Here is a 16,444-nt window from a genome sequence, read left to right as displayed (position 1 = left end):
GGGGTCGCCCGAGCGGAGGCACTGCTCGCCGAGGTCGAGCACGGCGGGCTCGACGACGGGGACGGGGAAGGCCCAGCGGCCCGCGGCCTCGGCGAGTGCGGGTCCCCGGCGGGCGGCGACCGCGACGGCGGCGGGGAAGAAGCGGGGCACGTACTCCCGGACGAGGTCGAGCTGTTCGGGCTGCCAGAAGCCCTGGGCGGTGGCCGTGAAGAGGTAGTTGGACAGGGTGTCGCCGTCGAACATCCGCGCCCAGGCGTCGCGCTTCGCCTCGGGGTCGGGCAGCGCGGCCCGGCAGCGGGCGGCGCCCTCCTGGCCGGTGGCGCTGGGGTCGGAGTCCAGCTCGGCCGCGATGTCCTCGGCCGACGCCGCGCCCAGGACGGTGAGCCGGGTGAGGATCTGCCAGCGCAGTTCGGGGTCGAGCGCGGGCCCGCCGGGCAGGGTGCCCTCGGTGAGCCAGCCGCGCAGGGCGCCGGGGTCGGCGGTGGCGGCGATGAGCTCGCGGGCCGCGGCGAGCCGCAGTCCTGGGTCCTGACGGGTGAGCAGGTCGCGGGCGAGCGCCTCCAGGGTGGCGAGCGCGCCGGGGCGTTCGGCCGCGGGGAGGTAGCGGTCGGCGATCTGCCCGCGGGCGAAGCCGAGCACGCCTTGCACGACGGCGATGTCGGTCTCGTACGGCAAGTGGGCGCGGGCGACGTCGAGGTAGGCGGCGGGCGGGAGTTCGCCGTCCCGGACGAGGTCGCGGGCGGCGTTCCAGACCAGGGCGCGGCTGAGCGGGTCCGGCAGGCCGCGCAGCGCGGCGACGAGGGTGTCCCAGGACTGCGTGTCGAAGCGGATCTTGGCGTACGTCAGGTCCTGGTCGTTGAGGAGCACCAGGTCGGGGCGGGGGCCGGGGCGGCCGCCGGGCGCCTCGCCGTTCGCGGGCACGTCGGTCTCGAAGCGCTCGCGCAGCACCAGCTGCGCCGGGTCGGCGTCGGCGCGGTCGTACGCGGCGACGGCGATGCGGTGCGGGCGGCTGCCCTGGTGCGTCACGTCGAGCCGCCAGCCGCCGTCGGCGCCCACGGGGGCGGGGGTGAGCGTGTCGACGCCGGTGGTGCGCAGCCAGCGGTCGGCCCAGGCGTGGACGTCGCGGTCGGTGGCGCGGGCGAGGGAGTCGATGAAGTCGGCGAGGGCCGCGTTGCCGAAGCGGTGCCGGGCGAAGTGGTCGTTGATGCCGGCGAGGAAGTCCTTGCGGCCGAGCCACGTGACGAGCTGGCGCAGCGCGGAGGCGCCCTTGGCGTAGGAGATCCCGTCGAAGTTGAGCAGCGCCGAGGCGGTGTCGGGGACGGCCTCCGGGGCCGGGGCGACGGGGTGGGTGGAGGGGCGCTGGTCGGCGTCGTACCCCCAGCCCTTGCGCGCGACGGCGAAGTCGGTCCACGTGCCGGTGAACCGGGTGGCCTCGGAGAGCACCTGGTAGCCCATGTACTCGGCGAAGGACTCGTTGAGCCAGATGTCGTCCCACCAGCGCAGGGTGACGAGGTCGCCGAACCACATGTGGGCCATCTCGTGGGCGACGACCATGCCGCGGGTCTGCCGTTCGGTGTCGGTGACGGCGGAACGGAAGACCATCTCGTCGCGGAAGGTGACCAGGCCCGGGTTCTCCATCGCGCCCGCGTTGAACTCGGGGACGAAGGCCTGGTCGTAGGAGTCGAAGGGGTACGGCTCCTCGAACAGCTCGTGGTAGCGGTCGAAGCAGCGCCGGGTGATGTCGAAGAGCTCCTCGACGTCGGCGTCCAGGTACGGGGCGAGGGAGCGGCGGCAGTGCAGCCCGAAGGGCAGGCCCGCGTGCTCGGTGCGCACCGAGTGCCAGGGTCCGGCGGCGACCGCGAGCAGGTAGGTGCTGATCGGCGGGGTCGCCGCGACGCGCCAGCGGCCCTCGGCCTCCCCGGTGCGCCCGGCGACGCCGTTGCCGAGGACCGTCCACGCGGGGGGCGCGGTCACGGCGACCTCGAAGACGGCCTTGAGGTCGGGCTGGTCGAAGGCGGCGATGACGCGCTGCACGTCGTCCAGGAAGAGCTGGGTGTACAGGTACGTCTCGCCGTCGGCCGGGTCCGTGAAGCGGTGCATGCCCTCACCGGTGCGGGAGTAGCGCATGTCCGCCTCGACCCGCAGTTCGTGCGGGCCGGCCGCGAGCCCGGTGAGCGGCAGCCGGTTGTCGTCCAGGGACGCGGGGTCCAGCGGCCGCCCGTCCAGGACGGCGCCGTGCAGCGCGGCGGGCTTCAGCTCGACGAAGGTGTCGCCGTCGGCGAGCGCGGTGAAGCGGATGACGGTGGTCGATCCGAACACCTCGTCGCCACGGGTGAGGTCCAGGTCGACGGAGTAGTGCTGGACGGCGATCCGCCGGGCGCGGGTCTCGGCCTCGGCACGTGTGAGAACAGGCATGCGGTCATGCTGCCCCATGCCCGGTCCGCGGCGCACGGCCGTTCGCCACGGGCCGCGGTCGCGCGGGCCGGTCGACCGGGCGTCCGGGACGGCGCGCCGTCAGGTGAAGATGCCGCGCGGAAGGGTCATCGACACGAGCCAGGACGGCAGGTCCACCGTCTCGTTGATCTTCAGGTCGCCCGCCACGCTGCAGAGCGTGTAGGCCTCGTGCAGGCTCAGCCCCTGGTCGCCGGCGAGCCAGTCGGCCATGTCCCGGACCGCGTTCTTCGCGTTCTCCATCAGGTCCGGTCCGGTGCCGGTCGTCTGGTAGTAACCCTGGGCGAGCATCTCCTCGGGCATGGCCAGCTGGGTCGGGTCCGCGGCGGGCACGACGGCCCGGGGACCGGCGATCACCGTGTCCGGGATGACGCCGAACCGCAGGGTGACGGCCATGAGCGTCTCGATGGCCGTCCCGGTCACCTCTCCGTCGCCTTGCGCCATGTGCCCGTCCCCGGCGGAGAACAGCGCGCCCTCGGCGTAGACCGGGATCTGTATCCGCGCTCCCTTGACCAGCTGCCGGATGTCGGTGTTGCCGCCCATTCCGCCGCTGACGTCGGGCGGGAAAGTGCGGTACATGCCCTTGCGCAGGGGCGCGACGCCCATGATCCCCATGAAGGGTGCGATGGGGATGCGCGCCTGCCGGCCGGTGTCGGCGCCGGTGAACGTGGCGAACCCGGTGTTCTGGCCGCGCTCGAAGCCGAACAACTGGAGGAACGGGGCGCCGCTGTTGTGGGGCTGGTCCGCCGGCAGGGCACCGGCGGCCGGTCCGGGGGTGGGGTCGCTGAACTGGGAGGCCTCGCTCCAGGGGGCGAGCGGGGCGAGCAGTTCGGGGCGCAGGGATCCGAACAGGCCCAGGGCGGGGCTGACGACGACGTAGCCGAAGTCCACGAGCGGGGCGACGTCCAGGACCTCGACCTCGAGGATGTCGCCCGGCTTCGCGCCCTCCACCTCGATGGCGCCGGTGAGCGGATGGACCTTCCCCAGGTCGATGGTCAGGGTCGCCTCGGGGGTCATCGTCCGGGCCGCGGCCCCGATGTCCAGGGCGTCCCGGCACAGCAGTTGGACGACCTCGCCCGGCCGCACCGTGGTCACCGGGGGCAGGTCCCGGTTCCACCGGTTGTGCAGTACGCGGCCGAACCCGTCCACGACCTTGTCCCCGTCCGGTCCCGTCGTCACGTCCGGGCTGCCGGAGCCTGCGACGTCCATGCCGCCGACCGTCCCGCCCCCGGCGCCCAGTGCCGACAGCGCGGCCGCGGCCGGTCCTGCGGAGGCCCGCTGCACCAGGCTGCCGGCGCCTGCGGTTCCAGAATGCACGAAGCACATCACGGCCTCCCGTGACCCTGCGTCCCAGGTGCCCGAGGCGACCCGGCTGACGGGGGATGACCCGGGGTCCGCCGGGCGGCGCCCGAGGCGGCGGGTCACCGGGTGGCCCGCGGCGGCGAGGGCGCTCGGCTCCGGCATCCGATGCGAGGGCAGCCCCGCTCTTCACGATCCTCCGCCGGAAATGCGGCGGCAACCGGGGCGGTGGAGAGGGGATCCCGGCCCGCAGCGCCGCTCAGGAGGAGCGGACGGCGCTCGCGTGCACGACCAGTGCCCCGGTGGGACGGTGGCCGTCGTGCCGGTCGCCCGCGCAGGTGACGAGCCGCAGCGTCGGCACGCCGCCGTCCGAGCGCAGGTCCTGGGCGGGGAAGGAGTGCCGGGGGACGTGCTCGATCCGTGTGACGGTGAAGCGGGCGCGGCTGCCGTCACGGCGGGTGACGACGACGGTGTCGGCGCGGCGCACGGCGTGCAGGTCGTGGAAGACCGCGCGGCCGCGTCCGCCGTCGTCGTGGCCGACGATCACGGAGGTGCCGGTGTCGCCGGGGGCGGCGCTGCGGTCGTACCAGCCGGCGTAGCGGCCCTGCTCGGTCGCGGGGGTCTGCAGGGTGCCGTCGTCGGTGATCCCGAGGTCGACGACGCGGGCGTGCACGTCGGCGCTGGGGATGTCGATGCGCACCGGGGTGTGCCCGGCCGGGTCGGAGGCGCGGGCGGGCGTGCTGCCGTGGACCACGGCGGCGGCGCCCTGCCCCGCGCGGGTGACCGCCCAGGTGGTCGCGGCGGCGGCGAGGCCGAGGAGGACGAGGGCGAGGACGTTGATGCGACGGTGCGTCATCCTCATCGCCCCCTCACCTCGGGCGGACGGCGTAGCGGACGCCGCAGACGCCCGCTCCCAGCAGGAACGCACCGGTCAGCGCCGGTCCGGGGCCGCCGAGGATGCCGGGGACCCCGGCCGCCCTGGCCACGCACACCGCGAGGACCGCGCACACCGCGAGCACCGGCGCGAGCACCGCGCGGCAGGCGACGGCGGCGGCGATCCGGGCCGAGGCGCTCCGGACTGTCACGGCGGGGGCGGTCACGGCGGAGGCGGCACAGGCGGCGGACATCGGTGGTGGGGTCCTTCGGGTGACGGCGGGTACGGATGCCGTGACCGGCCGCCGGGCGACGGACGGCCGGCCACGGGTCCCACCGTACGGAGCCCGGGGGTGCCGGGGCCTCCCCCGGCCGACCTGTTCCGTATCAGCCGAAAGTATGGTCCCGGGGGCGGGCCTTGCGTCCCGAGGAGGAGGCCGGGCAGGCTCGTCGGATGATCGCCACCTTGCAGTGCACCGTGATCGACTGCCCGGACCCGGCCGCGCTGGGCGCCTTCTACCAGGGGATCCTCGGCTGGGCCCTGGACACCGCGGACCCCTCGTGGGTGACCCTGACGGCCCCGGACGGCACCCGGATCGCCTTCCAGGAGGTGCCCTTCCACCGGCCGCCACGCTGGCCCGACCCGGAGCTCCCCCAGCAGTTCCACCTGGACTTCGACGTCCCCACCCGCGCCGACGTGGAGCGCGCCCACCAGGAGGTCGTCGCGCTGGGCGCCGCCTTCCTGCACGACAGCGGCGGCGAGCGCAGCGGCTTCCGGGTCTTCGCCGACCCGGCCGGGCACCCGTTCTGCCTCTGCTACGGGCAGGCGCCGGGGCCGGCCGTCACGGGATGAGCGGCGGCCCGGTGCCGGCGGCCGCTTGTACGGTGTTCCCGTGCCGCCGCCGGGTGCGGCGGCGGCACGTCCCGCCCGGCCGGGCCGGGGCGAAGGCACTCGGCCGAGGGGGAACGGCATGGACGCACGGTGGACGGCGTACGCACTGGCCGAGGAGGACCCGGACCCCGCGTCGGTGCGGCGGGTCACCTTCGTGCCGTTCCTGCCGGGCGGCCTGGCGGGCGCGGTGCGCGGCGCGGACGGGGTGGTGCGCCTGCCGTCCGGCGAGGTGCTGCCCGGCGAGGACTGGATGCTCGACACCGCCGCCCGGGTGCCGCTGGAGAGCGCCGGCTACTACCGGCAGCGGGTGCACCCCTTCGCCTGGGACGCGGGGCAACAGCGGCTCTACGCCTGGCTGGACGGCGACCGGTACCGGGGCCGGCGGCCGCACGCCGCCGAGGCGGACCTGGTCGTTGCCGACGCCGGCACGATCGCGGGCCTGCTCCCCCACGGCCCCGAGCGGCGTGCCGTGCTGGACGCGGAGCGCTCCTTCCGGGAGCAGGACGAGGCCTCGTACTTCGCCGACAACCTGCGCCTGCTGGAGCCCGCCTACCTGCGGGCGACCACGCCCGAGGGCGGTTCGGGCTTCGGCCGGGAGCCGGAGCAGTGGCGGGCGCGGCGCTCGATGGTGGTCGAGGCGCTCCACAAGGACGGCACCTTCCTGGACGTCGGCTGCGCCAACGGGCTGCTGATGGAGTCGGTGCGGCGGTGGGCGGCCGAGCGGGGCCGGGTGGTCGAGCCCCACGGTGTGGACTTCGCCCCGCGCCTGGTGGCGCTGGCCCGGCGCCGGCTGCCGCAGTGGGCCGGGCGGATCGAGGTGGGCAACGCGCTGGACTGGCGGCCCGCCGACGGCGGCCGGTTCACCTTCGTGCACACCCTCGTCGACTGCGTGCCCGAGCGCCGGCTGGGCGACCTGGTCCGCAGGCTGCTGGCGGAACTCGTGGAGCCCGGCGGGCGGCTGCTGGTCAGCGTGTACCAGGCGGAGGGCGGCACCGCGCCGACCGCCGCCGAGCGGCTGGCCGCGCTGGGCGTGCCGGTGCGGGGTTCGGCGAGCGGCACGGGACCGGAACGCACGGCGACAACGGCCTGGGTCGACGCGTAGGCTCGAAGCGTCGTACCCGCCCGGGGAGGCGCCGTGACCGAGCCGTCGTCCAGCCCGATCGAACACGGCTTCCCGCACCTGGAGAAGGTCCGGGCCGCCCTCACCGCGCTGTACCGGCGGCTGTCGTACGACACGGTGAGCCGCTTCCCCGCGAGCGTGCGCCCGGAAGCCGTGGCGTTCCCCGCGGAGGAGGACCTCCATCTGGGCGCCCAGCGGGTGGCCCGGGCCATCGTGCAGCACTTCCGGCTGCCGGAGGCCCGCATGGTGGTCAGCTTCCGGGACATGGTGCACGCGGGCAACGTGGAACTGGCCGCCGGGCCCGAGTACTTCGTGGAGCTGCACGCGCGCTTCCGGGACGACCGGCGCGACGTGGGGGCGGTGCTGGCGCACGAGGTCATGCACGTCTACCTGCACCGGCTCGGCCTGGAGTACCCCGGGGTGCGGGACAACGAGATCCTCACCGACACCGCCACGACCTACCTGGGCGCGGGCTGGCTGCTGCTGGACTCCTACCGGGAGGAGCCGGCGCTGCTCGGGGAGCGGCTGACCACGGCCGCGTCCAAGCTGGGCTACCTCACCCCGGAGGAGTTCGGCTACGTCCTGGCCAAGCGGGCGCAGGCCTTCGGCGACGACATCGAGCCGTGGCTCACCAGTCCGAGGGCCCAGGAGGCCTACCGGACCGGTCTGCGGCTCGCCGAGTCCGATCTGCGCCATCCGCCGATGGTCGGCTGCGGCTGGGCGGGCCGCCGCCGGTACGCCCACGACCGGCGCCGCGGCGGGGCGTACCCGGCGGCCGGCTACGCCTTCGAGGGCGCCGGCCCCCAGCGGGTCTCCTTCTCCTGCCCCACGTGCCACCAGCGGATCCGGGTGCCCGTGCGCGGCCGGGTGAAGGCACGGTGCGGGCTGTGCCGCACCGTGCTGGAGTGCGACACGTGATCAGCCGGTGGGCGGCGCGACCTCCCGCAGGAAGTCCAGCAGCACGGCGTTGACCTGCGCCGGGCGCTCCTGCTGGGTCCAGTGGCCGCAGCCGGGCAGCACCACCGGTTCGCGCAGCGTGGGGTGGAGCTCCCGCAGCACCGGGAGCAGCTCGGACATCCCCGGGAAACCGTGGACGAGGTCGCGGTCGCCGGTGACGTAGAGGGCGGGGACCTGGAGGGCGGCACCGGCCCAGGGCGCGGTCAGCCGCCAGTTGCGGTCGAGGTTGCGGTACCAGTTGAGCCCGCCGGTGAAGGCGGCCTCGGCGTACTCGGCGGCGAAGGCGTCGAGGTCCTCTTCGGTGAGCCAGTCCGGGAGTTCCTCGGGCTCCTCGACGAGGTCGAGGAAGCCGCCGCCGGGCGGGACCAGGGGCTGGGCCGGGACCGGGTCGTTGGCGGGGTTGTCGCCGGACGCGCCGTACAGGAAACGACGGAAGGTCCTCCGCGGGTCGGCGGCGAACTCGGCGTCGGCGACACCGGGCCGCTCGAAGTAGTTCCAGTAGAACCGCCCGTCGTACAGCTCGCGCATGGACCGCAGCGGCGGCGTGTCGCCGCTGCGCAAGGCCGGCGGGACGCTGAGGCCCGCCACGGCGCGGACGAGGTCGGGCCGCAGCAGCGCGGTGTGCCAGGCGACGGGGGCGCCCCAGTCGTGGCCGACGACGACGGCCCGGCTCTCGCCGAGGGCGTGCACGAGCCCGACGACGTCGCCGACGAGGTCGAGGACGGTGTACGCGTCGACGGCGCCGGGCCGCTCGCTGCGGCCGTAGCCGCGCTGGTCGGGGGCGACCACCCGGTAGCCGGCGGCGGCGAGCGGCGCGAACTGGTGGCGCCAGGAGTACCAGCACTCGGGGAAGCCGTGCAGCAGCAGCACGAGCGGGCCCTCGCCCTGCTCCGCGATGTGCAGCCGGATCCCGTTCGCCTCGACGGTGCGGTGGTGGACCACGGTGCCGGGCGCGCGCGGGGGGATCCTCACGGGGTGACGATCGGGAAGTCCTGGTCGGCGGCGTCCAGCAGCCCGACCAGGGTCGCGACCACCTTCAGGTCCCCCTCGTGGTCGACGCCCTCGAAGCGGCCGCCCGCGAGGAGCCGGTGCAGCTCGGGCCGGCTGAGGGTGAGCGTCAGGTCGGCGTGCCGGACGGCGGGGCGCCCGTCCTGGGTGGAGAAGTAGGTGAGGGCGCCGTTGGAGAGGGTCAGGTGCCAGGTGCGGTGCTCGTCGGTGAGGCGCCAGTCGATGGTCAGGTGGACGTCCCAGGCCTTGGGGCCGTTGACGCGGATGGCGAGGGAGTCGATGAGCTGGTCGACGGTCAGGGCGGCCATCAGCTCCGGGTTCGCGATCACGACGGGGGTCCGGGTCACCCCCTGCCGCAGTTCCTGGGCGCCCATCAGGTAGAAGTTGCGCCAGGGACCGTTCTCGCAGCCGTGCCCCAGCCGCTCGTAGAGCAGGGCCAGTTCCTCCGCCGCGGCGGCGTGCCCGGGGTCGGCGAAGACGGCGTGGCCCAGCAGGGTGACGGCGAAGCGCAGGTCGCCGGCCTCGGCGTACTCCCTGGCCTTGGCGACGGTGGCGTCGGTGCCGCCGAGGCAGTCCACGTAGCGGCGTGCCTCCTCCGCCGGAGGGTGCTGCCACAGGTGGGCCGGGTTGCCGTCGAACCAGCCCATGTAGCGCTGGTAGACGGCCTTCACGTTGTGGCTGAGGGAGCCGTAGTAGCCGCGGTTGGAATTGATCCGTTCCAGGGCCGGGGGCAGGGTCAGCTCCTCGGCGATCTCGCTGCCGGTGAGGCCCCGGTTGATCAGCCGCAGGGTCTGGTCGTGGAGGTAGGCGTAGAGGTCGCGCTGGTGCGACAGCAGCCGGTGGATGCCCTCGCGGCTCCAGGTCGGCCAGTGGTGGGAGGCGATGACGACGTCGGAGGCGTTGCCGAACAGGACGAGGGCCTCGTTGAGGTAGTGCGCCCACAGCCGGGCGTCGCGGACCTGCGCACCGCGCAGGGTGAGGACGTTGTGCATGGTGTGGGTGGCGTTCTCCGCCATGCACAGCACCCGCTTGGCGGGGAAGTGGAAGTTCATCTCGGCGGGCGCCTCGGCCCCCGGGGTGAGCTGGAAGATGATCCGGACCCCGTCGATCGTCTCGTCCTGGCCGGTGCGGGTGACCAGGACGGTGGGCGGGATCAGGGTGACGGTTCCGGTGGAGGCGGTCTGGCCGAGGCCGCAGCCGATCTGCCCGGCCGGGCCCTTGGGCAGTTCGGAGCCGTACATGTAGACGGCACGGCGGGTCATCGCGACCCCGGCGTCGACGCTCTCGCCCGCCGCGTGCTCCAGGAAGCCGGCCGGGGCCAGGACGGGCACCGGGTCGTGACCGTGCGGCAGGACACCGCGGGCGCCGCCGAAGTGGTCGACGTGCGAGTGGCTGTAGATGAGGGCGGTGACGGGCCGTTCCCCGCGGTGTTCGCGGTAGAGGGCGAGGGCGGCGGCGGCGCACTCGGCGGAGCGGAGGGGGTCGATGACGACGACCCCGCGGTCCCCCTCGACGAGGGTCATGTTCGACAGGTCCAGGCCGCGTACCTGGTAGATCCCCTCGACGACCTCGAACAGCCCCTGCCGGGAGGCGAGCCGGCTCTGCCGCCACAGGCCGGGGTGCGCCGTGTCGGGGCACGGGCCCTGCAGGAAGGAGTACGCGTCGCCGTCCCAGACCACCCGGCCGTCGCCGTCGGTGACGCGGCCGGGGGTCAGGGCACCGAGGAATCCCCGGTCGGCGTCGGCGAAGTCCGTCGTGTCCTCGGTTGCGCCGGGTGCGAGAGCCGTCATGACGACACAATGTCAGCGTTTCGCCTGAATTGTCACGCTCATGTGCGCCACCAGCGGCGCAGCACCTCCTCCGCGGGTTTGCCGCGCGGGCTGTACGCGAGCCGGGCCGGGGTCTCCCCGCTGTCCGGCCAGTCGTCCCACATCCACCAGCACACCCCGGCCCACCAGCGCTCCCCGTCCAGGGCGGCGAGCAACGCCTGGTACGCGGCCGCCTGCTCGGCCTCCGCCGGTTGCCGGCTGACGGTCCAGGAGTACGGGGCCGTGGTCGTCCCGCGCTGGCTGACGTAGCCGGCCTCGGTGAACAGCACGCGGCGGTGGTGCCGGGCGGAGTAGCCGGCCAGCTCCCGGATCACGGGCCGCCAGGCGGCGCGCAGCCGGCCGACGTCGGCAGTGGGACGCTCGGCCAGCGGCCAGTAGGCGTCGACCCCGATCAGGTCGAGGGCGTCCCAGAAGGGGACGTGCTCGTACTCGTCGTAGTTGGCGGCGTAGACCAGCGGACCGTCGTAGGCGTCCCGGACGGCGCGGATCACCGCCCGCCAGCGCCCGCCGTCCCGCGAGGTGCCGGCCAGTTCGGTGCCCACGGAGAACTGCTCGACGCCGAGCCCGCCCGCCAGCTCCGCGTAGTGGGTGATGAAGCGCGTGTAGGCGGTGAACCAGGCATCGGGGTCGGTGGGCGTGATGCCGGCCCGGTCGCCGCCGCCGGTCAGGTCGACGTGCGGCTTGAGCAGCACCTTCAGGCCGGCGGCATGGGCCTCGCGGACGATCCGCCGCAGGCTCGCGTCGCTCGCGGTCTCCTCGGTGGTGCGCATCGAGGTCCCGTGGACGCCGGACTGGTACCAGGTGGGGGTGAACGACACCCAGCGCGCGCCGGTGGCGGCGATGCCGCGCAGGTAGCGCCCGGCGGCGGGGCTGTCGTAGTCGTCCGCGGCCCAGGAGGGCAGCGCGATGCCGCGGACACGGTCGCCCGCACCGGCCCCGGGGCGCTCGTGCGGCCGGCCGTCGGGGCGGTCCGCGGGCCGGGCGCCGACGGTGGTGCAGCCGGCGGTGAGGGCGAGGACCGCCGCCGCGACGGTCGCGGCGGCGGTCCTCCGGAGCAGGGTCACGCGGCGGTCGCGGGGCTGACGAAGGTGTAGCCGAGGGCGCGGATGCCCTCGACCGTCTCCTTGAGCGGCTGGACCGGGTAGTAGGGGTGGTAGAAGAAGCTGGCGAAGCCGTCGCGGACGGCGAGGTTCGCCTTGGCCGAGGCGATCAGTTCGGCCGGCAGGCGCGCCGGGTGGTTGTTGTAGGCCTCGGGCTCGTAGTTGCCGATGTTCTCGGGGAGCACGGTGGTGCCGTACACGTCCTTCACGACGTACGGGAAGAACTGCCCGATGAAGCGGTTGGGGTCGGCCGTGCTGCCGCCGAGGGTGCCCGAGAAGTACAGCGACCGCTCCAGGCGCGCGGTGTAGTTCTGGGCGAAGACCTTGTAGTCGGTGGCGGAGGCCGCGTAGTGCGGGGTGGTCCACAGCTTGGGCACCGGCAGTCCCGCGAGGGCGAACTGGGCCAGACCCAGGGTGACCCGGGTCTGCGCCCACAGGGCGGAGTCCCCGGCGACCGGGCCCTCGTAGACCACGTCGTCGGAGGCGTCGACGTGGGCCCGGTAGAACTCGAAGTCGTCGCCGGTGACGCCGTTGTAGGGGTTGGCGGTGTTCCCGTACTGGTGGGTGTAGCCGTGGTTCATCAGCACGGCACCATGCTGGAGCATGTACTTCAGGGTGGTGACCAGTTCGGGACGCTGCGCCAGGGTGACGGTCTGCGGCCGGCCGTTGTTGTAGGTGCCGCTCGGATCCGTGTAGACGGGGATGACGTTGATGCCGTACGGGATCTGCTCCGCGGCGAGGTAGTCGGCGATGGCCCGCAGCTGCGCGGGGTCGGAGTTGGGGCTGATGTCCTCCAGCCGCATCATGGCCCGGTGCCGCTCGGCGGTGGCGGGGGCGAGGGAGTCGAAGAGCAGGTCCTCGAAGGCGATGATCCGGTCGCTCTCGGAGACGTAGGCGAAGGGGATCTCACCGACGTACGTGAGGTTGCCCGATCGCACGGCCCACGGGAAGTCGGTGCCGGTGCCGGTGTCGCGCGCGGTGGCCAGCTGCGTCACCGCCGGGTAGCCGGGCCCCGACGAGATGGCGGGGCGCAGCACGCCGCCGTCCTGGCCGGCCGGGATCTTCCGGGTGAGGTTCTGGTTCCTGTACGTCACCTGCGTGACGGTGCCGACGCTGCCGTTCGCCTCGAAGTACGACGCGGTGGGGTCCCAGCCGTACTTGGTCTGGAACTGCGCGACCCCGGTCGCGTTCGCCAGCGACCAGATGTTGTCCGCGAGCCAGGTCACCGGACGCGTGGTGGTGACCACGTCCTGGTAGAAGGCGGCGGGGACGGCGTCGGGGATGCTCCCGCCGTAGTAGGTGGAGCCGATGTAGAAGGTGGCCGTGTACTGGTTGACCATGCCCGCGGTGTACTGCGAGACGGGCTTGGCGGTCACGGTCCCGAAGTGGCCGGCGAGGTTGGCGGTGGCCATGGCGTAGAGCTCGCCGAGGTGCCCGTAGGGGCCGGCGGTGTCGTACAGCACGAGCGCGGTGGTGCCGGCGGCGGCCGCAGCCGCCCTCGCGGGTGCGGCCGCCAGCGGGGCGCGTGCGCCGGTCAGGTCGCGGCCGGCCCGTGGCGGCCGGCCGCCCCCGCGGACCGGGCCCTTGGCGCGCCGCTCCCGGTCGGCGGCACGCTGGGCCGCGGCCCAGCCCGTGAAGTCGACCTCGCCGAGGCCGGCGCGGCCGCCCAGGAGCTCGCCGCGGTGGCGGTGGTCGCCCTTGCCCGCGGGGCCGCGCCCTGCGGCACCGCCCGCCGGGGCGGACAGGAATGCGACCCCCAAGAGGGCCGTGATGAGCATGACGATGACGGAGACCCGGGACTTCCCGGGCCTCCTGATGCGGGATTGCATGTTTCCCCCCATTGCACCGGTTCAGAACAGGTCGCCGATTGTTCAGAGCCGCAATGCCCGATGTCAACACGATCATCGGATTCGCCTCTCGTTCGATTTTCATTCCGGCATGGAAACCCAATGCCCCCAGAAGGGTGAATCCCCCTTTCGGTACACACCCCGGAGCTGCGGCGATACCGGCGCACGCCCCGCGCGCAACCCCACGCACCGCCTATCAGGCGATGATCATCCAAAAGTATCTGCTAACTTCCTGCCCTGGAGTTCCGGACCGCCTTTCGCGCCGGAACGCATTGGGGGGACTCACTCATGTACGGAAGGCCCGCACTGGGCACAATGCTGCCGCTGGCTGGTATGGCCACGGCTTCGAGGGCTGTTCCTGGCATTCCGTTCGCCAGGGGTTTACAAATAGCGGCAGGAATGGGCTTCCTGCTGTATTGCCTGATCGCATTCGGTCTGATGGCGGCGAGACTCTGGCTCCGCCGTCCCTCGGCCCGTGCGGCGGCCGGCCGGACCGCCGGGGGCCGGTCATGACCGGCCAGTTCGCGTTGTGGGCCGCGACCGCGCTGATCGTGCTGGCCGGGACCTACAACACCACGCTGTTCCTGCTCTCCCGGCGCCACATCCGCCGGGTGCGCCAGCCGGGACGGCAGCGCTTCTACGTCTTCCTGCTCGCCTGCCTCAACGAGGAGAAGGTCCTCGCCGAGAGCCTGGCCCGGATCACCTCACTGCCCGCCGACAGCTTCGTGGCACTGGTCATCGACGACGCCTCCGACGACCGTACGTCCGAGGTCGCCCGGGCCGCCGACAGCTCGCGGGTCTGGCTCTACCGGCGCCGGCTCCCCGACGCCCGGCGCGGCAAGGGCGCGGCGCTCAACGCGGGCGTGCGCCACCTGCGGGCCTCCGGACTGCTCGGCCACCGCGCCCCCGAGGACGTCATCCTCTGCGTCGTCGACGCCGACGGCCGGCTCGACCCGCACACCATCCAGGCCGTCGACCCGTACTTCGACGACCCGGCCACCGGCGCCGTCCAGATCGGCGTCCGCATGTACAACCGGCACCTGGGGCTGCTGGCCCGGCTGCAGGACATGGAGTTCGTCGTCTACGGCGACGTCTTCCAGAGCGCCCGGCGCTTCCTGGGCAGCGTCGGCATGGGCGGCAACGGGCAGTTCATGCGGCTGTCCGCGCTCGACACGCTCGGCGGCGACGGCCCCTGGAGCGACAGCCTGACCGAGGACCTCGACCTCGGGGTCCGGCTGATCGCGCGCGGCTGGCGCAACCAGTACTGCACCACCGCCGCCGTCTCCCAGCAGGCCGTGCTCGACGTACGACGGCTGGTGCGGCAGCGCTCGCGGTGGTTCCAGGGCCACCTGCAGTCCGCCGGCCTGGTGCCGCTGATCCTGCGCGAGGTCTCCACCCGCCCGGCCCTGGACCTGCTCTACCACCTGTCCAGCCCGGTGCTGATCCTGCTCACCTCGCTGCTGCCGCTGTCCTTCCTGGTCGCCGTCGGCGGCACCGTCGCCGCCTCGTTCCAGGAGGGCCGGCCGCTGGTCTCGCCGATGTGGCTGCTCGGCCCGTACCTGCTCTCCTTCACCGCGGCCTACGTCTACGGCTTCGTCTACGCCAAGCGCGAGCGCACACTCGGGCTGGTGCGCTCCGTCCTGGCGGCGCACGCCTTCATCCTCTACGGCTACATCTGGTTCGCCGCCGGCTGGTGGGGCCTGTGGCGGATGCTCACCGGCAAGCGCACCTGGCTGAAGACCGCGCGCACCTGACGGCCCGTACTCCTTCTCGTCCCGATCACCTGCACCACCGTCCCAGGGGGGAACCATGTCCGCTCACCCATCCGAATCGCCCGGAACGACGCAAACGATCCGCGCGATGCTCGTCCTCGGCACCCGGCCGGAGGTCATCAAACTGGCCCCCGTGGCCCGGGCGATGGCGGCCTCGGAGCTGTTCGAGCCGATCGTGGTCACCACCGGACAGCACCGCGAGATGCTCCACCAGATGCTGGAGCTGCTGCAGGTGCCGGCCAGGGCCGGGCTCGACGTGATGCGCGAGCGCCAGCAGCTCTCGGAGCTGACGGCCCGTCTGGTGGAGGGACTGGGCGAGGTCATCAGGAACGACCGTCCGGACCTGGTGATCGTCCAGGGCGACACCACCACCGCGCTGGCCGGGGCGCTGGCCGCCTTCTACGAACGCGTCCCCGTCGCCCACGTCGAGGCGGGCCTGCGCACCGGCGTCCTCGACAACCCGTTCCCCGAGGAGCTCAACCGCCGGCTGATCGGGCGCATCGCCCGCTGGCACTTCGCCCCCACCCCGCGGGCCGCCGCCCACCTGCTCGCCGAGGGCACCCCCGACACCCAGGTGTTCACCACCGGCAACACGGTCATCGACAACCTGCTGTGGGTGCTCGGCGAGGGCGTCGGCCGCAGCGCCTTCCCGGGCAGCGGCCGCCGCCGGGTGCTGCTCACCCTGCACCGCCGGGAGAACCAGGGGGAGCGGATGCGCGCCATGGGCCGCGCGCTGCGCCGGCTCGGCCGGCGCGGGGACGTGGAGATCCTGCTGCCGCTGCACAAGAGCCCGGCCGTGCGCGAGGCCCTGCTGCCCGAACTGACCGGCCACCACGCCGTGCACGTCGTCGAACCGCTGGGCTACCCCGACTTCGCGGCGACCCTCGCCGACTGCGAGCTGGTCCTCACCGACTCCGGCGGCATCCAGGAGGAGGCGCCCAGCCTCGGCAAGCCCGCGCTGGTGCTCCGTACCACCACCGAGCGGCCGGAGGCCGTGGAGGCGGGCGCGGCCCGGCTGATCGGCACCGACCCCGAGGCGATCCTGACGGCCGCGGGCCGGCTGCTGGACGACCCGGCGGAGTACCACCGCATGGCGACCGCGGGCAATCCCTTCGGCGACGGACGGGCGGCAGAACGCGTGCTCGCCCAGCTCGCCGAGGACTTCGGCGAGGACGTGCCCACCACGCTCTCCTCCGCGGTCCCGGCCGGCCAGGCGTACGTCGCCGTCGAGTCGTCCAAGGGCGAACTCGGCGTCCACGTGGTCAGCGACGGGGGCACCCGCCCCTTCCGCGTCCA

13 protein-coding genes are annotated in these 16,444 nt (G+C 73.7%); 5 read left to right on the top strand and 8 right to left on the bottom strand.

All coding sequences use genetic code 11. The annotated features are described in order from the left end of the window. The 4 genes from pepN to PV341_RS35630 all read right to left on the bottom strand — a co-directional run. On the bottom strand, positions 1-2,415 hold a 2,415-nt coding region (pepN, locus tag PV341_RS35645; protein WP_500359984.1), incomplete at its 3' end, for an aminopeptidase N. A 99-nt stretch (positions 2,416-2,514) separates the two neighbouring features. Then, complete coding sequence (locus PV341_RS35640) at positions 2,515-3,768, bottom strand: acetamidase/formamidase family protein (protein ID WP_500359983.1); 1,254 nt, start codon at positions 3,766-3,768, stop codon at positions 2,515-2,517. Between the two features lie 241 nt (positions 3,769-4,009). Further along, complete coding sequence (locus PV341_RS35635) at positions 4,010-4,612, bottom strand: sortase domain-containing protein (protein ID WP_500331936.1); 603 nt, start codon at positions 4,610-4,612, stop codon at positions 4,010-4,012. Between the two features lie 7 nt (positions 4,613-4,619). Further along, a complete protein-coding gene (locus tag PV341_RS35630) occupies positions 4,620-4,835 on the bottom strand; it encodes a hypothetical protein (RefSeq protein ID WP_500359982.1) in 216 nt (71 codons plus the stop codon). A 242-nt stretch (positions 4,836-5,077) separates the two neighbouring features. Here PV341_RS35630 and PV341_RS35625 point away from each other — a divergent pair, with 242 nt between their 5' ends. The 3 genes from PV341_RS35625 (at position 5,078) to PV341_RS35615 (ending at position 7,553) form a co-directional block, all read left to right on the top strand. Beyond that, positions 5,078-5,476, top strand: coding sequence for a VOC family protein (locus PV341_RS35625; RefSeq protein ID WP_500359981.1), 399 nt, complete (start codon positions 5,078-5,080; stop codon positions 5,474-5,476). A 118-nt stretch (positions 5,477-5,594) separates the two neighbouring features. Then, positions 5,595-6,617 carry a class I SAM-dependent methyltransferase gene (locus tag PV341_RS35620; RefSeq protein WP_500331933.1) on the top strand — a complete coding sequence of 341 codons (1,023 nt, stop codon included), beginning with the start codon at positions 5,595-5,597 and terminating at the stop codon, positions 6,615-6,617. A gap of 33 nt (positions 6,618-6,650) precedes the next feature. Beyond that, positions 6,651-7,553: a hypothetical protein gene (locus tag PV341_RS35615; RefSeq protein ID WP_500331932.1), complete on the top strand. Its 903-nt coding sequence runs from the start codon at positions 6,651-6,653 to the stop codon at positions 7,551-7,553. On the opposite strand, the gene PV341_RS35610 is transcribed toward PV341_RS35615, so the two are convergent. Genes PV341_RS35610 through PV341_RS35595 form a run of 4 tightly spaced genes read right to left on the bottom strand, consistent with a single transcriptional unit; the run spans position 7,554 to position 13,358 of the window. Beyond that, positions 7,554-8,534, bottom strand: a complete 981-nt coding sequence (locus PV341_RS35610) for an alpha/beta fold hydrolase (RefSeq protein WP_500359985.1) — start codon at positions 8,532-8,534, stop codon at positions 7,554-7,556. A gap of 26 nt (positions 8,535-8,560) precedes the next feature. Continuing rightward, entirely contained in the window at positions 8,561-10,390 is a 1,830-nt protein-coding gene (locus tag PV341_RS35605; RefSeq protein ID WP_500331931.1) for an alkyl/aryl-sulfatase, read from the bottom strand. A 38-nt stretch (positions 10,391-10,428) separates the two neighbouring features. Beyond that, positions 10,429-11,493, bottom strand: coding sequence for a glycoside hydrolase family 113 (locus PV341_RS35600; protein WP_500359980.1), 1,065 nt, complete (start codon positions 11,491-11,493; stop codon positions 10,429-10,431). Continuing rightward, the gene (locus tag PV341_RS35595) at positions 11,490-13,358 is read right to left on the bottom strand and encodes a DUF2334 domain-containing protein (RefSeq protein ID WP_500359979.1); all 1,869 of its coding nucleotides are present in this window, start codon (positions 13,356-13,358) and stop codon (positions 11,490-11,492) included. Before PV341_RS35595 ends, PV341_RS35600 begins: the two co-directional genes overlap by 4 nt. A 527-nt stretch (positions 13,359-13,885) precedes the next feature. On the opposite strand from PV341_RS35595, the gene PV341_RS35590 reads away from it, so the two are divergent. Then, the gene (locus PV341_RS35590; RefSeq protein WP_500330576.1) at positions 13,886-15,130 is read left to right on the top strand and encodes a glycosyltransferase family 2 protein; all 1,245 of its coding nucleotides are present in this window, start codon (positions 13,886-13,888) and stop codon (positions 15,128-15,130) included. A gap of 106 nt (positions 15,131-15,236) precedes the next feature. Beyond that, a partial coding sequence (gene wecB / locus PV341_RS35585) for a non-hydrolyzing UDP-N-acetylglucosamine 2-epimerase (RefSeq protein ID WP_500359978.1) occupies positions 15,237-16,444 on the top strand: 1,208 nt, incomplete at its 3' end.

The sequence above is a fragment of the Streptomyces sp. PA03-1a genome (assembly GCF_033792805.1).
Lineage (GTDB): Bacteria > Actinomycetota > Actinomycetes > Streptomycetales > Streptomycetaceae > Actinacidiphila.
Note: the sequence above shows the minus strand (reverse complement) of the source record. Positions and strands in the feature narration are given on the sequence as shown.

Excerpts from the sequence above, each read along its gene's own strand:
- PV341_RS35595 (WP_500359979.1), bottom strand. The coding sequence starts at position 13,358 with ATGCAATCCCGCATCAGGAGGCCCGGGAAGTCCCGGGTCTCCGTCATC.
- PV341_RS35635 (WP_500331936.1), bottom strand. The coding sequence starts at position 4,612 with ATGAGGATGACGCACCGTCGCATCAACGTCCTCGCCCTCGTCCTCCTC.
- PV341_RS35590 (WP_500330576.1), top strand. The coding sequence starts at position 13,886 with ATGACCGGCCAGTTCGCGTTGTGGGCCGCGACCGCGCTGATCGTGCTG.
- PV341_RS35625 (WP_500359981.1), top strand. The coding sequence starts at position 5,078 with ATGATCGCCACCTTGCAGTGCACCGTGATCGACTGCCCGGACCCGGCC.
- PV341_RS35620 (WP_500331933.1), top strand. The coding sequence starts at position 5,595 with ATGGACGCACGGTGGACGGCGTACGCACTGGCCGAGGAGGACCCGGAC.
- PV341_RS35605 (WP_500331931.1), bottom strand. The coding sequence starts at position 10,390 with ATGACGGCTCTCGCACCCGGCGCAACCGAGGACACGACGGACTTCGCC.